The organism is Parabacteroides sp. PFB2-10 (assembly GCF_029893085.1).
Lineage (GTDB): Bacteria > Bacteroidota > Bacteroidia > Bacteroidales > Tannerellaceae > QVMG01.
On record NZ_JARXWI010000008.1, the window covers coordinates 91762 to 108305 of the forward strand.

General features: G+C 38.3%; 13 protein-coding genes. 8 read left to right on the forward strand and 5 right to left on the reverse strand.

The window, feature by feature from the left end; all coding sequences use genetic code 11:
* Positions 1-469: 469 nt before the first annotated feature.
* From M2137_RS08990 to M2137_RS09005, 4 genes are all read right to left on the reverse strand, one after another.
* A complete protein-coding gene (locus tag M2137_RS08990; protein WP_280766110.1) occupies positions 470-1234 on the reverse strand; it encodes a hypothetical protein in 765 nt (254 codons plus the stop codon).
* A gap of 90 nt (positions 1235-1324) precedes the next feature.
* On the reverse strand, positions 1325-4264 hold the full coding sequence (locus tag M2137_RS08995; RefSeq protein ID WP_280766111.1) for a leucine-rich repeat protein: 2940 nt from the start codon (positions 4262-4264) through the stop codon (positions 1325-1327).
* Positions 4265-4768: 504 nt separating this feature from the next.
* Positions 4769-5200, reverse strand: a complete 432-nt coding sequence (locus M2137_RS09000) for a hypothetical protein (protein ID WP_280766112.1) — start codon at positions 5198-5200, stop codon at positions 4769-4771.
* Positions 5175-6410 (reverse strand): site-specific integrase, encoded by a 1236-nt coding sequence (locus M2137_RS09005; protein WP_280766113.1) that lies wholly within the window; start codon positions 6408-6410, stop codon positions 5175-5177. Before M2137_RS09005 ends, M2137_RS09000 begins: the two co-directional genes overlap by 26 nt.
* A gap of 526 nt (positions 6411-6936) precedes the next feature.
* On the opposite strand from M2137_RS09005, the gene M2137_RS09010 reads away from it, so the two are divergent.
* The 8 genes from M2137_RS09010 (at position 6937) to M2137_RS09045 (ending at position 15219) form a co-directional block, all read left to right on the forward strand.
* Positions 6937-8235 (forward strand): site-specific integrase, encoded by a 1299-nt coding sequence (locus M2137_RS09010; RefSeq protein WP_163178159.1) that lies wholly within the window; start codon positions 6937-6939, stop codon positions 8233-8235.
* A 59-nt stretch (positions 8236-8294) separates the two neighbouring features.
* Positions 8295-9305, forward strand: a complete 1011-nt coding sequence (locus M2137_RS09015) for a PDDEXK nuclease domain-containing protein (protein ID WP_163178161.1) — start codon at positions 8295-8297, stop codon at positions 9303-9305.
* Positions 9306-9311: 6 nt separating this feature from the next.
* A complete protein-coding gene (locus M2137_RS09020) occupies positions 9312-10340 on the forward strand; it encodes a hypothetical protein (protein ID WP_163178163.1) in 1029 nt (342 codons plus the stop codon).
* Between the two features lie 175 nt (positions 10341-10515).
* A complete protein-coding gene (locus M2137_RS09025; RefSeq protein ID WP_163178165.1) occupies positions 10516-10818 on the forward strand; it encodes a DUF3853 family protein in 303 nt (100 codons plus the stop codon).
* Entirely contained in the window at positions 10818-11867 is a 1050-nt protein-coding gene (locus tag M2137_RS09030; RefSeq protein WP_163178167.1) for an AAA family ATPase, read from the forward strand. Before M2137_RS09025 ends, M2137_RS09030 begins: the two co-directional genes overlap by 1 nt.
* A 180-nt stretch (positions 11868-12047) precedes the next feature.
* Positions 12048-13013: a toprim domain-containing protein gene (locus M2137_RS09035; RefSeq protein ID WP_163175521.1), complete on the forward strand. Its 966-nt coding sequence runs from the start codon at positions 12048-12050 to the stop codon at positions 13011-13013.
* Between the two features lie 259 nt (positions 13014-13272).
* Positions 13273-14715, forward strand: a complete 1443-nt coding sequence (gene mobV / locus M2137_RS09040; RefSeq protein WP_163175522.1) for a MobV family relaxase — start codon at positions 13273-13275, stop codon at positions 14713-14715.
* Positions 14716-14874: 159 nt separating this feature from the next.
* Positions 14875-15219, forward strand: coding sequence for a GNAT family N-acetyltransferase (locus M2137_RS09045; protein ID WP_239063655.1), 345 nt, complete (start codon positions 14875-14877; stop codon positions 15217-15219).
* A 740-nt stretch (positions 15220-15959) separates the two neighbouring features.
* On the opposite strand, the gene M2137_RS09050 is transcribed toward M2137_RS09045, so the two are convergent.
* Positions 15960-16529, reverse strand: a complete 570-nt coding sequence (locus tag M2137_RS09050) for a hypothetical protein (protein ID WP_163175523.1) — start codon at positions 16527-16529, stop codon at positions 15960-15962.
* Positions 16530-16544 lie beyond the last annotated feature (15 nt).

Consider the following 16544-nt stretch of genomic DNA (forward strand, 5'->3'; position numbering starts at 1 on the left):
ACAATATCAAAATCGTTCAATTAGTTAACCCGATGTTAACATTATGTTATTTTTGCTATTATTCAAGGCGCCCAGGATCATAACCTACGAAAAAGGTACTCGTTCGACTTGTATCTATACAGATTGTTGATGATTTCTAATCACTACTGTCCGATTAAAATCCAATCGAACACATTATGTCACATAACCAGCTGATACACAGATTTAGTTTTGCCGATTAATAAAACTAATCTCCCTTCCTTTAGGACTACCATTGTATTAACAACTGTCCCTTGGGTGAGGATTTTACTTTCTTCTCAATAATCTCTTTGTTGACTTTAGTAATTCATATACATCCAACAGACTAATCAGATGTATCCGCACCAAAGTTGCAATAATAGAGAAAGCTTTCTTTGTTCCTGCCTTCACTCTTTGCAATGATTTCACTTTGGCAAATTCATATGCCCCTACTGACTCTTTTATCTATAGCTTATTTCAACAGGCATTGAATCGTGTTGTGTAAGAGTGTGGTCAACAAATTGTTTTCGCAATGTAGAGTATGTAGTTTGGAATTATTTCTCACATCAAGACAGATCAACTGATTATCATCGCAATATAATGTTTGTAATTCTGCGTTGGCACTTACATCAAGAGATTGTAACTGGTTGTCATAACAATCAAGTTTGCTCAGCTCTGCATTGTTATGTACATCGATACTTGTCAATTTATTGCTATAACAATTTAGTTCCGTTAGTTTTTTACAAGCGGTTACATTGATAGTTTGTAACTGGTTGGAGTTACAAAATAAGATTTCTAATTCTGGATTAAAAGTCAAATCTAAGTGGTTTAGTTGGTTCAAATCACAGGATAAAGAGACCAAAGCAGGATTGAAGCTAACATCTAACGTTTTTAACCTGTTGTCTTCACAATATAATTCTCTCAAAGCAGGAGCTCTACTTAAATCAATTGAAGTTAGGGATTCGGATGTTATGCTTAAATCAAGTAAGGAGCAACCTCTCTTTGCGATAATCATAACTGTGTATTCTTCTTCTTTGTCATAAGCTACCGGTTGTGTACATGTATAAAAACATTTCGTTCCTATAAAAGTTTCTGTAATGTTGTTACCCCAATCCACAGTAAAGGAAGTTCCTGCAGGTACAAATATCCTGAAGGATTTCCTATCTTTACTTCCAATCCATGTAAAGGAAATTGATTCTTTGGCTTTAGAAAAAAAATGCCGGAACCGGGTTCTCATTTGTGTGTATTATTATGTTGCTGATGACTAAGAAAAAAGAACGAGGTATGCCATATTTATGGAATACCTCGTTCCATCTATGAAGGGGTATTACTGTTTCATCACTTTGCGTGTCACTTCGCCTTTGGCGGTGGTCAGTTTGACTATATATGTTCCTTTTATTAATGCTGAAACATTGATAGTGTTTGTCGCATTTGTTTGATTATAAACAATAGCTCCGGCAAAAGAGTAGATTGTGACCCTCTTTATGACATCGGGAGTATCGATGTATAAAATTCCCGCATTCAGGTATATCTTAGTTGGATCAACATTTATTTCCTCATTACCTACCGGGTTCGTTTTACGGGTGATTTCCACTGTATAGGTTTTGCGGGTTCCGTCTTCGGCGGTAACAACAATATCGAAGGTATTTACTCCTTCACTAAGAGGTTTAATTCCCGCTCCTGAAACACTTGCATATCTATCGTTGGCTGTTGCTTGAATAGTAATTTCTTCGATATCGTATTCTACGGTTACAGTGTAGCTGGTGATGGTGGAACTAAACAATGGAGCCAGAGTGCCTTCTGATACTTCAAGATCAGATAATGTTGCATCACTACTTAATACAGGTGCATAAACTGCAGTCAATGTTTGTGTTACATCCGCTGCTGCTTCGTATTCATCATTACCTGCTTGCGATGCGGTGATCGTTGTTGTTCCGGCTGCAATAATATGGATTTTTCCATTTACAATGGTTGCCACATTGGTATTCGAGCTTGTATAGCTTACTTCCAAACCCGAACTTGCTGTTGCGCCCGGAGAGAAATCGGCAGAACCAACGGTAACATTAGCTAACCTTCCGAAGGTGATGGTTTGAGGCTGCTTGACAACAGATGTGCTGTTTACAGTCAATTCCTGTGTCACATTCGTTGCTGCTTTGTACTCATCATTACCTGCTTGTGATGCGGTTATTGTTGTTGTTCCGGCTGCAATGATATGGATTTTTCCATCTACGATAGTTGCTACATTAGTATTCGAACTTGCATAGCTTACTGTCAAACCCGAACTGGCGGTTGCACTCGGAGCAAAATCAGCATCGCCGACGGTAACGTTTGCTAATGCATTGAAAGTGATAATTTGTGATTTCTTAACTACAGTCAATTCCTGTGTTACATCTGTTGCTGCCTCGTATTCATCGTTACCTGCCTGTGATGCGGTTATTGTTGTTGTACCCGCTGCTACGATATGAATTTTACCATCTACAATGGTTGCTACATTAGTATTCGAACTTGCATAACTTACAGTCAAACCTGAACTGGCAGTTGCGCCCGGAGCAAAATCAGCATCACCGACGGTAACGTTTGACAATGCATCGAAATTGATAGTTTGTGATTGCTTGCTCCCTGTTACCGTACAGGTGGCATTGACTGCTCCTGCAAGGTTCTCTTTGGTAAGGGTTGCTGTGGTTTCGCTGTTTGTGCCGGTGCCTGTCCATGCGTAGGAATAATTGCTGCCTCCTGCGCCCACTGCTGTAATAACAAGGGTTTTGCCGCCTACAACCACATTACCGCTTGTGATTGTCGTACCGTCATAAGTTGCAGATATGGTCGAGCCGGACGCCGGAGCTACATCAGAAACAGCGAATTGCACAGTATAGTAGTTGACCGTCGCAGTTTGAACTGCCCCAGAAACAGTCACATCCACGCCAGTGTCGGTGGTTCCGTCGTAAATATCATAAGTGCCATCATCCACGCTGGAAAAGGTGACAGTGCCATCTGTACCGGTTCCTGTATATTTTGATGTGCCGCTTTGATTTAAGGCAAAGGTTTTGCCATGAGATGCGTAAGCGTTACCGTCTTTGTTGACTGTTAGGGTTACATCATATCCAGAGGGAAGCAGTTCGAAATTAGCTGTAAGAGTCACATTCTCACCAATATTTAGAAATTGCGAGAATGAACTATTGAAATTACCTACCGTACCACTTTGCGCCCAAGTATCAGGAGATGCCTTCAGTTTATAACCACTATTTGCAGTTGCACTGATATTGAGAGAGGTTGTAGTTCTTGGTCGAATATTCACAGAGCCAAAATTTGTTTCATTCGCAACGGCATTGATTGTGTATGGTCCCGGCAGGGTTACACTCGTAATTCCAGTACAACCAGCAAAGACAGTGGAAACAAGCGATTCTGCCCCTCTCACATCAACAGAGGTCAATGCTGCGCAGTCTTTAAAAGACTGTGCGCTGAAAATTCTCACATTTGACAGACCTGTAACAGTAGCAAGGCTCGTACAGCCGGAGAACGTATAATTTCCAAGGGTTGTAACGTTACTGAGGTCAATAGCCTCTAAATTCGAGCAATTTTCAAAAGCGTAAGCCTCTATTTCTTCTACAGATACCATAGTAACTGTTGCAAGGGAAGTACAGTCCTTCAGAGTCTGTACAGGGATTTTCGTCATCGAACCAAAGTCTATTGATAGAAGGCTTGTACAGCCTTGAAAAATCCCGCTATCGGAACCACTTGGGAAAGTTATAATAGTCGGTGCGCCTTCAAATGTAACACTGGTAAGATTTTTGCATTCGTTAAACACTGCGTATCCAATAGATGTAACATTCGTTGGGATGGTTAATGATCCGGTCAAGTTTGAATATAGAAATGCGAGATATTTAACCTCAATACCTGTGCTATTGCCCCAATTTATCGCTGTGATGCCTGTGTAAGAAAAAGAGGATTCACCTATGGAAGCCATACTACTGGGAAATGTAATAGTACCCGTCAGATTTACACAGCCAGAAAAAGAATTATTACCAATTTCTGTCACTCCCTCATTGATTGTCAGGTTTTTCAGGTCGGTTTTATCTGCTCCCGATTTTTCGACGAAGTAAGGTGTAAATATATTCGAAGTTGCACCGGTATTGGTTTTGACAGTCAATGCTCCTGTTTCTTGTACCCATTTGATATTGTCATCTTCAAAGTTTTCAGCATATACATTCATGGAAAAGATGCCTGCTATATAGAGCATCATCGCAAAAAGTAATTGTTTTCTTTTCATTCTTATAAAACTATTTGATAATTATATTTCATCTAAGTTATTTATACAAAAGAATGCCTTTGTTAGAGTTCTGTAATCTCTAACAAAGGCATAGCAACCTCTTCTCTTTTCTCAGAAAAAAAGAACAGGGTTGATTATTTAATTGATTATTTTTCGGTAGATTATCCGCGCGTGATCTTGAGATTAGTGAGTGAGTCTCTCTCTCTTAACAAATTAGTCGATATGACCAACATTAAAATGTTAATAATACTTGACATAAATTTATTATCGAAAGAATACACCATCAGATCATTTTTTTTATGATGGGCAAAAGTACAAAAAAATATTTAAACCCGTAGTATTCAAGCAGCAAAATTTTGAAAAGAGTACCACTTGAGTGCCAATTTATACCACTGATGAGACATTACTCATTTATCTGATATATTTCGCTTTTCTTTCGATGTGTAAAAAAAGCAGCTGTAACGAAAAAGACCGAAAAAGGAATTACCCTTATCGGCCTTTTTTTCAATTAAACCTAAAGTTCTCTCCAATATCGGGAAATAGGATATCAAAACTCCTCATTTTAGCAACTTGCTCTACAAACCATAGTCTTAACGTTTGTGATTCAGTAGTTTCCAATCGGAAAGCCATCGTAATAATAACAGTCAGATTAACAGCCGTGATATCATAACTTACACGTCTACCTCCAGCAACAATATGGTATTTACATGTATCTTCCACATGAAGTAATTTCTTCGTAAATATATCTTCGATACATCGGTCAATATCTCTCATATAGCATCCGAAAAGTTCGCAAAGTTCATGTCTATCCATCCAAATAGAGCCATTTTTCAAGTAACATTCTACTATATGGTTATTGGCAGAGTCTATCCTGATTTGTAATTTCCCCTTTTCCATGATTATGTTTTTATTAAACAGCATTATTTGTAGTTTCATATATCTTCAATTTTTCCTCAACTCCACCCATGTCTTTCGATATCTTATTATCGGTTATGCGAGCATAGATTTGCGTTGTAGAGATTTTCGTATGTCCCAACATTTTAGAAACAGACTCAATAGGGACACCTAATGTCAGAAACTGGGTTGCGAAAGTGTGCCGGGCCATGTGAAATGTTAAATTTTTCTCAATTCCGCACACATCTGCTATTTCCTTCAAGTAGCTATTCATCTTCTGATTACACATTGTGGGTAAAACTTTCCCGTTCTTCTGCTTACCCTTATACCGCTCGATAATAGATAAAGGAATATCCATAAGAGGAACTGTAATATCTGTTCCTGTTTTTACTCGCTTTTTCATAATCCACAAACGATCATCGAAATTAGTCTTTATATCTTCATATGTTAGTTCGTGAATGTCAGAATAAGCCAATCCCGTGAACGCCGCAAAAACAAATACGTCACGAACATGCCTTAATCGTTCTATAGAGAATTCCTTATCAATAATTGCTTTCAATTCTTCTTCTTTTAGAAAACCTCTATCAGTTTTCTCAAAGTGGATTTTGTAGTTAGCATAAGGATCGACTAAAATCCAGCCATTGTTTTTGGCTATGTTTATTATCTTCTTCAAGAGTCTCATATTGCGTCCAACAGTATTCGTTTGACATTTGCCCTCAACTCTTAAATACGATTCAAAATCCGTTAGAAAGCTATGGCGAATTTCTTTCAATTTAATATCCGACTTATTATACTTTACAGATAGAAAATCCTGAATTTTCTTATATACACATTTGTATTTTTGCAAAATAGCAGGAGAATACTTTGCTCCGACCAACTTCTCCATATCATCATTGTGCTGCTTATATACTTGCAATAGGTAAATAGGAACTCCGTTTGAAGTTGAGTTCCCTAATATACAATTCTTCAACTCTTCAGCTTCAACAATTCCTTCTCGGGCAAAAATTTCATCATGTTTCTCATGCAGAAGCAGGATATATTTATCAATAATCCGATTTATATCGGCAGCCTGTTTTGACTTGCCGGAGGCTCTACTCGTGCTTGCATCCCAGATGTTAGGCAACACATTTACTTTGATGTTAAAACTAACTCTTTTCTTGTTAATCGTTAATCCACAAAAAATAGGAAGCGTTCCATCATTCTTCATTTTGTCTCTACGGGCGTAGAAAATCACCTTAAAAGTACTCTTCATAATTACTCATTATTAAATTGAACAAAAATACCTGCGGCAAACCGCTTTTGAGTAAATTATGTACTGCCTATACTGGACGGTGCGATGCCAAATTGTTCACCGTGAATAATTAGTCGATTCAACTTTTTTAGCTACAAAAGCTATCTATTGAATAACAATGAATTAGCAAGAAACATAGGGTGAACACTTTTTCTTAGGAGGGTGAACACTTTGGGTGCTTAACTTTGTCTTTTAGTGTCCAAATCGTGTCCTATTTTGTCTTAGGACAGAAAAAGAAAAACCCTACAATACATTGATATTGTAGGGTTTAACCTATTTTTGTCGCCTCTTGTCGTAGGCTTTTGGCGGTATGGACGGCACCGGAACCCACGATTTCATGAAAAATCATAAAGCATTATTTCTTCTGATTATCAGTCAATTACTTGATAATCCATATCGTAAAATATATCGAAATTTGTTTTGCTATCTCAAAAATTGGGTGTATTTTTGGGTGTTGACTTAATCGGTGTAATTAATACTATCACCCATGAATATAAAAAGAAACATCGTATTCGCTCTTGAAAGTCGAAAGAAAGACGGTAAAGCCATTGTAGAGAACGTTCCTATCCGTATGCGTGTCATCTATCACGGACAGCGAATTGAGTTTACAACCGGCTATCGGATTGATACAGCCAAATGGGATGCTGACAAACAGCGGGTAAAAAATGGTTGTACAAACAAGTTGAAGCAAAGTGCATCCGAAATTAATGCCGACCTATTGAAATACTACACGGATATTCAAGAGATATTCAAAGAGTTTGAAGTACAGGATACGATTCCCACCCCCGAACAACTAAAAGGGGCGCTCAACGACAGAAATAAACAGCCGGAATCGGAACAGAAAGTAGAAAAGGTTGAAATTCCGAAATCAGTTGTATTTAACAAGGCTTTTGATGGATTTATCAAAGAATGTGGAAGCCAAAACAGTTGGGGAAGTGCTACATACGAAAAGTTTGCAGCCGTAAGGAACCACCTGCACAATTTTGATGAGAACCTATCTTTTGAGACTCTTACCGAATCCCGACTAATGGATTACGTCAACTATCTTCGCACTACTCTGGATATGAGAAACAGCACGATAGAAAAGCAAATCAGTTACTTGAAATGGTTTCTCCGGTGGAGTACCAAGAAAGGACATAACACCAACCGTGATTTTGAAGACTTCAAACCCAAACTGAAAAGCACCAAGAAAAAGGTCATATTCCTGACATGGAAAGAATTGAACCAACTTCGTGATTGTGTTATCCCCGAAACAAAAAAATATCTGGAACGTGTCCGGGATGTGTTCCTGTTCTCTTGTTTCACCGGACTCCGACATTCGGATATATACAACCTGCGGAAAAGCGATATAAAAGATAACCACATAGAAATCACAACTATAAAAACGGCAGACAGCCTGATTATTGACCTGAACAACCATAGCAAATCAATATTGGACAAATACAAAGATGTTCATTTTGAAAACGATAAGGCTTTGCCGGTTATCAGCAATCAAAAGATGAATGACTACCTGAAAGAACTGGCAGAGATAGCAGAAATAAACGAGCCTGTTCGGGAAACATATTATAAAGGGAGCGAGCGCATAGAGGAGGTTACGCCTAAATATGTGCTATTGGGAACCCATGCAGGGCGAAGAACCTTTATTTGTAATGCCCTGTCGCTCGGTATTCCTCCGCAAGTTGTTATGAAATGGACTGGACACAATGATTATAAAGCTATGAAGCCTTATATAGATATTGCAGACGACATTAGAGCCAATGCAATGGATAAATTCAACCAGATATAATTTATTATAGTACCTTTGCAGAACAATCGATTTATAAACAAGATAGATACAAGTACTTTATGACCAATAAGAACATTAAACTTCGCAGTAATTTTGTCTCTGACATAAAAGGTATTATTACGTCAGCCAGAGATTCAGCAATAAGAAGTGTTGACTTTGAGCGGGTAAAAATGTATTGGAAATTAGGAGAACGTATTTTTGTTGAAGAACAGCAAGAGAAAGACCGCGCTGAATACGGTAACTACCTAATACGCAATCTATCAATTAATATAATGCCGGAGTTCGGCACCGGATTTTCCGTTAGAACGTTAGAACAATGCCGTCAGTTTTACCGAACATATCCAATTGCGAACGCACTGCGTTCGCAATTAAACTGGTATCAGTATCGGCTTTTGATGCAGATTGATAATGAAGACAAAAAAGAGTATTATGAATTGGAAGCCGTAAACAACGGATGGACAGGACGGGAACTAGAAAGGCAAATCAATTCGGGATTGTATGAAAGACTGTTGTTAAGCAATGACAAAAAAGCGGTCTTAGAAGTCGCACGTAAGCAAAGGACACCGGAACTACCGACTGAAATAATAAAAGACCCTATGGTTTTGGAATTTTTAGGGTTAAAGCGTGATGCAGCATATTACGAGAAAGATTTGGAGAGTGCATTGATAACGAATTTACAACTCTTTCTTTTGGAATTAGGTAATGGATTTTCATTTGTTGCACGACAAAAGCGGATACTTCTGGAAGATGACGATTTTTTTATTGACTTGGTTTTTTATAATCGATTATTGCGTTGTTTCGTAATTATCGAAATTAAAACACACAAAATCACACATACAGATATAGGTCAGTTACAAATGTATGTGAATTATTACGATAGGAATGAGAAAGCGGCAGATGAGAATCCAACAATCGGAATCCTTCTTTGTGCGGACAAGAACAATGCAGTAGTAAAATATTCGTTGCCGGAAGAAAATAAAACGATAATGGCAAGTAAATATCAGCTTTATTTACCGACAGAGAAACAGCTACTGACAGAGTTAAAGCGAGAGATAAACGAGTTGGAGTGAGAAAAAATGGAGAAAAATGAACACATATCCTTATTAACAGACCTGTTGCCTCAATACAGGCTGATGAACTCAATCTATAAGCAGATAGCGGATAGTTTGAAATTTAGTTTTGAGAGCCAGTGTCGTATCACGGATTTCTATAATACCTTCAAAGATAAACAAGTATTTGAAAAAGCGGTTTTACATCTGCTCCTTTCCACAGATAAAGAGAAATTGGCATTAATCGCCGTCAACCTAAGAGAGGAAATAAGCAAGAATATCGAACTATATACAGCTCACAAAGAACTGTTTGACAATATAAACACACTTAACGTCTGCACAAGTAGGCATGACCCAGTTCGCTTTAAGATAGAGGGACAATTAGAAGCTACACATAAACTTTGGCAAGAACTTACACAGGTCAGAAATTCGTTGGAGTCCGCAAGTTGGAACTACGATAAAGTAGCGGAGCAACAACTCACAAGGAAAGAGGAGCAGGTCGAGAACCTATATAAGAAAGAACAAGATAAGCTAAAGAATCTCTATGAGCAGCAAAAGGAATCCGACCAAAATGCTTTTCAATACATTCACAATGTATTTGGAGACATTCTTGATTTGAGCAACACCTTTATTTCTTTGCTTGGCAATTACTTTCCTGTTGAAAAGAAAAAAACACCCAATAACACTCCGACCATCAAGCCAGGAATATATTTCGATATGAATCTGGTTTCGCTGATTCATCAGGAATGCAACAACATCCAGTTTGAAAACCTTTCGGAGACTGATTTTTATGCGCTACTTAATCTGCAACCCTGTAATTCCCGGTTAACGGTTAAGGACAGGGAAGGTATCCGCGTGTGCTATCTGATATACAAACTCTATGAATGCCTTAAAACGGAGAGCCGTGCGCAATGGCGTTCCGATATTCTAAAATCAGCCGGCATCAAAGAAGATTACTATAATTCCAAGTATAAAGTTCCCGTTTCTGAAATTCCAAGCCGGGAAAACGAGCGTTTTGCCCGTTGTATTGATGATATATTCAAAAATATTTCCTGATACCACTCGATTACCACTTTTACCACTCAAAATATTTTTAATATCACCTGATTATCAGTGATATTCATTTTGCGTTACCACCCAATCACCACCTGATTGAGGTTGTAGCTTTGCAGTGTTCGAACAATAATCCGCCGAAGTACAAGGCTATTGTTTCACAGTAAAGTATTGTAATATGAATTTACACGATTTAAAAAATAAACCGCTCTGGCAAATGACAGGCGAAGAACTGGTTTACCTGTTACAAAGCGAGGGGATAACTAAAGAGGTCGTAACACCTGTAATTGATTCCTCAAAAAAGTATGTGTATGGAATAGCCGGCATTGCCCGGTTATTCGGATGTAGTATGCCGACCGCCAACCGCATCAAACAAAGCGGGAAGATTGATAGAGCTATCACCCAGATAGGACGGAAGATTATTGTCGATTCCGACCTTGCACTTGAATTGGCAGGACGTAAAACCGGAGGACGTAAATAATGGAAACACAAAACCCAAGCGAAAAAATAACCATCCTCTGGCAGGCTTCCCGGCTTACACTAACCGGCGAATATGTAATAGCACCCGAAATTCTCCGTGTGCATGGTTCACCAATTGGCACACTTGGCAATTTCAGTGCATCCATTGGCAAAGCAAAGAGCAAGAAGACATTCAATGTGTCGGCCATTGTAGCCGCTGCATTGAAGAATGGAACCGTTTTACAATACGATGCAGAGCTACCGGAGAATAAACAGAAGATTTTATACGTGGATACCGAACAAAGCCCTTACCATTGCCAAAAAGTAATGAAACGGATTGCCCGTATGGCAGGATTCCCATTAGATGAAGAACTTACCAATTTAGAGTTTCTCTCACTACGCAGGCATACGCCCGAAATAAGGATAGCTATTGTAGAAAAGGCCATTTACGAAACGGAAGGTTTAGGATTAGTCATTATAGACGGTATCCGGGATATGGTATACGACATCAACAGTCCGAGCGAATCAACCAGGATTATATCCAAGTTGATGCAATGGACAGATGAAAGGCAAATCCATATCCACACCATTCTCCACCAAAACAAAGCCGATGAGAATGCACGCGGGCATATTGGAACAGAATTGAACAATAAAGCCGAAACCGTTTTGGAAGTCGCCAAAGACAAATTCGATAACGATATAAGTACTGTTCAGGCAGTCCATATCCGGGCAATGGATTTCCAGCCGTTTGCATTCCGTATCAATGATAATGCTTTACCCGAATTAGTCAGTGAATATACATTCAGCGACAAGAAAGGTAAATCCCAGCATTATAGCTATTCCGAACTGCAAGCAGAACAGCATAGGCAGGCACTGGAAGCCACATTTTCGGATGCTGAATCATATGGATACAATGACCTGATAGATGCCCTTAAACAAGGATATGCAACGATTGGCTGTGAATATGGGGAGAACAAACTTGGGAAATTAAAGAAATTTCTGGAAAACAAGCGGATGATAATAAAAGATGCCGCCCGGAAATATAAATTCAATCCCCAATTCAACTACTAAAATGCTTTACTCTACTTCGGGTGCATAGATAATAGGGTAAAGTAAAGCCTTTCACAGATAGGCAGCCGGAAGCACTTTACTTTACCTCGTTTTCTATATATACACTATAAAGTAAAGTTGTATTTCGGGAATAACTTTCCCCGTGAAAGAAAAAAGATAACTTATTTAATATTCAAACTAATGGATTCTAAAACAATAAATATGTTCCCCATCCGGGAATACCTTGCGGATCTGAATATTTATCCTGCAAAAGAAAGAGGCTATTATGGCATGTATCATTCTCCTTTCCGGAAAGATAAAGACGCCAGTATGAAAGTGGATTACAATAAAAACCTATGGATTGATTATGGTGCAAACGAGGGTGGAACGCTCATCGACCTTGTGATGCGAATCAAAAACTGCTCTAACGGTGAAGCCATGCGATTACTGGAGCAAAAGTTTACTGGAAATAACTCTCTTTCTTTTCATGGGAATAATAACAGTCCAATACCTGAAAAAGAAAGGGAACCAACTATACAAATAACTAATGTGAGTGAACTGAATGCACCCGCTTTAATCAATTATCTGAATAAACGTGGTATAGATACCGACATAGCCAAACAGTACTGCAAAGAAATCAATTACACGGTAAATGACAAACCCTATTACGGTATCGGCTTTCAAAACCAGTCGGGAGGATATGAAATCCGTAACCCTTATTTCAAAGGTTGTATTGCTCCCAAAGATATTTCCTATATACAACAAACAGACAAGCGGGATACCTGTTATCTATTCGAGGGTTTTATAGACTATCTTTCGTTCCTGACCATTCGAAAGAATCAAAATCCGCAATTCCCATGTTCGGACTGGCAGGATTATATCATCCTAAACTCAATAGCTAATCTACCGAAAGCAGCAAGACTGTTATCAAATTACGAACAGATACATTGTTTTCTGGATAATGATACGGCAGGAATAACCGCATATAAGGAATTAGAAAAAGAATTTACTCTTCATATCCGGGATGCTTCCCGGCATTATTCAGAATATAAAGACCTGAACGATTATCTCTGCGGAAAGAAACACCCAGAAATAGCCGGGCAAAACAAGATTACGAAGCTGGCTCCGCAACCCCCTAAAAAGAAAAACAGAGGGTTCAAAATGTAATCCGCCGCCGCTATCCCAAAGGCTTTTCAGAAAAGCCATAGCTTATTAGGGAATTTTCTTTACGCTCCCGTTTCACTCTGCTAAAAATTCCCCAATAAGCCAAAGGTTTTCCCCCTTTGGAATCTCCCTTAGCGGTCTTTCGACCGCAGTCGCTTTGGGCGACTATTAAAGATGAATCACCTCCTGTCGATAGCAGCATCTCTATTGGCAGGGTGATTCGCTCTAAGCCAAATTTCGAACAAATTTAAAGATAATAATTATGGGATATGCTGTTCTCCATTTAGATAAATCGCCCGGCAATGAGTCCGCCATGACTGACCATATCGAGCGAAATAAAATACACCCGAATGTAGATCCTAACCGGATACATTTGAATAAAAAATTAATAGAATTTCCTGAAGGAGTAAAAGACCGAACCGAAGCTATCCGACACAGACTGGGTACAGCCGGGCTGACACGGCAGGTTGGAAAGAATCAGGTACAAGTAATCCGCATTATGCTTTCCGGCACACCGGAAGATATGAAACGCATCCAAGATGAGGGCAGATTGGATGAATGGTGCAACGATAACGTTGACTGGCTAGAAAAGACATACGGAGCAGAAAATGTTGTTGCAGCAACTCTGCATATGGATGAAACTACTCCTCACATTCACGCTTCCGTTGTGCCTATTGTTCAGGGCGAACGCAGGCAAAAAGATTCTAAGAAGAAAAAGCAGGAGCTGAACCAAACAGATAAGCCTAAACGGAAATATAAGAAGAAAGACCCGAATCGGGTTCGTTTATGTTGCGACGATGTAATGGCAAAAGCAAAATTGATTGAATATCAGGATAGTTATGGCGAAGCCATGAATAAATATGGATTAATACGAGGAGTGAAGGGTTCAGATGCCCGGCATATTACCCTGACTGAGTTTTACCGCAACCAAGCAGTAGAATGCAAGAATTTACAGGAAAATATCGGATTGTTATTAGCAGTGGAAGATGCCAAACGATTGAGTATTGAGGAACTCAAACAGCAGGAACAGGAAGCCAAACAATACGCAACACAGGCAGAGGAACTCAAACTACAAAAAGAATCAGAACTAAAAAAGACAGAAGAAAACCTCAATCAGGTGAAAGGGCAACTGAAAACCGAAGAATTTAAGAACAAGGCTGCCGATGTGGGTTCTAATATCATGGATGGCTTAAGTTCTCTTGTTGGGACTTCCAAAGTTAAACGGCAACAACAGGAAATTGAAAGTCTAAAAGATGAAAAAGAAAGTCTGATTCAGGAACTGAAAATCTTGAAACAGAATACGCAGACCATGCAGAAAGAACATCAAACGGCTATGGATAAACTAAAACAGGAGTTGAAGAAGATTTACGGCCTGTTCCCGAACATTAAGGATTTGCTATGGATTGAGAAACTATTGCAAGTGATGAAGTTCTCAGAAGAACTGATAAAGGAGATTCTGAAAATGAAACCGGTTAGCTTTAAGGGAGAAATATATTCTACTGAATACCAGCGATATTTCAAGACGGAACATTCTGTTGCTGAAATCAAAGAGCATCCAAAGGAAAATAACAAATTTCAACTTACTATAGATGGAGTAAGTGACACAAACTGGTTCAGGCAGAAATACAAAGAGTTCCAAGAATCAATAGGAATAAAGTTCAAGCAGAAGCCGAAGATAGGTGAGAGCAAAGGTTTAGGGAGATAATGTGGTCTGATTCTTAAATAATTGCCTACCTTTGTAGTTGGTTAGCACTATCATTTTATGCAGTATGAGCACCTATAAATTACGTGAATGGAGACTAGCGGATGCGGAATCACTTGCCGAAAACGCGAATAATATCAATATCTGGAATAATGTGCGGGATTGTTTTCCACATCCTTATACCGTGAAATACGGCGAAGCGTTTATCGCAATGGTTCTGAAAAGCCCAAGCCGGTTACTGATTTTGCAATAGAGGTAGACGGAAAAGCTGTCGGCGGAATTGGAATAGTCCTGAACGCTGAGGTAGAAAGAATCACTGCTGAGATTGGCTATTGGCTTGGCGAGAGATATTGGGGAAGAGGAATTATGACTTCCGTTGTAACGGAAATGGTAGATTATACCTTTGCCAGCTTTCCTGTTATCAAGATTTATGCTCCTGTGTTCAATTTAATATCTCCTCGCAACGGGTTGTGGAGAAAGCCGGATTCGAGAAAGAGGCAGTTTTAAAACAATCCGCCATAAAAAACGGAAATATTATAGATTTGCATTATTACGGATTAATCAGAAGCAAATAATATGCAATCAGTAATTCACTGGGTACTATTAACGGAATAACAGGTTTAGTTTTTGCTAAACAATTATTTATACGACTTCTTGTCGCACTCTGTACACAAAGATATATTTCAAGAATGAAACGTCAATGCCAAGCCCTACGGGTTTGAAAGAATTTCTTTCTTTATGCTTCACAAAAAGAGTAAATTCCCCCAAAGCATTGCCTTATTCCAAAGGATAACTCTATCTATTATTTGTGATGCAATTTAACTGTTAGATAGCTTGTAATCATCCTGTTTTTTTTGAAAAAGCAATTGCATCTTTTTCTCAATTTCAGTGTTATCTATCCTGAAAAACACCTTCCATATTGAGGTAACCGAACTCCTGCATTTCAGTTTAATGGAATATTAGGAATGGGAAAGAAAATAAGGACGATCAATATCCGACTGTCCATACTTCCAAGCATCACAAGTTTCCCCATACAGAAAATCAATTATCTGTCGCGGTTTTCGATTAGGTTACGAAAATATATGAGCCAACCAACACTACTTCAATATTTGAGATTTAGTTTTTTTCCAACTAATTTAATGCTTTGAATATCAATTAATAATAATTGATATTTAATTGGAAAACTGCTAGATAACTTAAGTACAGAGAAATAAAATGTAATTTATAATTAGAAAATCATAAAACACTTAAAATATTAAGCCAATACCAAATGAGAGCGAATGTCTATATCTGTTTATTTTATCGTGAACAATTTGCTGTTTCTCATCAATATAACCTAAATTACCTTTTTGCTGTTTCAAATTATAACCCAACTGGAAGTTCAATCCAAAATGCTTTCTGAACATTTTTTTGTATCCAATACCTATGTCAAACAGAGCACCCGGAATGAAATCTGAAGTATCCAAACCATAACCCAAATTTGAAAATATATATCCCGAAGGCAATTTATACAAAGGTTTGTAATGAGCGGTTAAATATATAGGCAGAGTATTAAACCCATGATTTTCATATCTGTCTAAACCAATACCTACCCCAAGTGCTATTTTAGGATTAAGGTTATATAAACCTGAAAGATGAATGGAGTTACCATACATCTTAAAATCCGAACGGGTAATTTTTGCCAGGTCACCATTTTCAACCAAACCTAGGTTATAGTGGTAATCAAGAAGAATTTGGAACTTTGAAACCAAAATATTATCCTGTGCTGAAATACTTACTGATATGAATATCAGACACAATAAAAACATTTTTTTCATAATGCATTTTTTAAG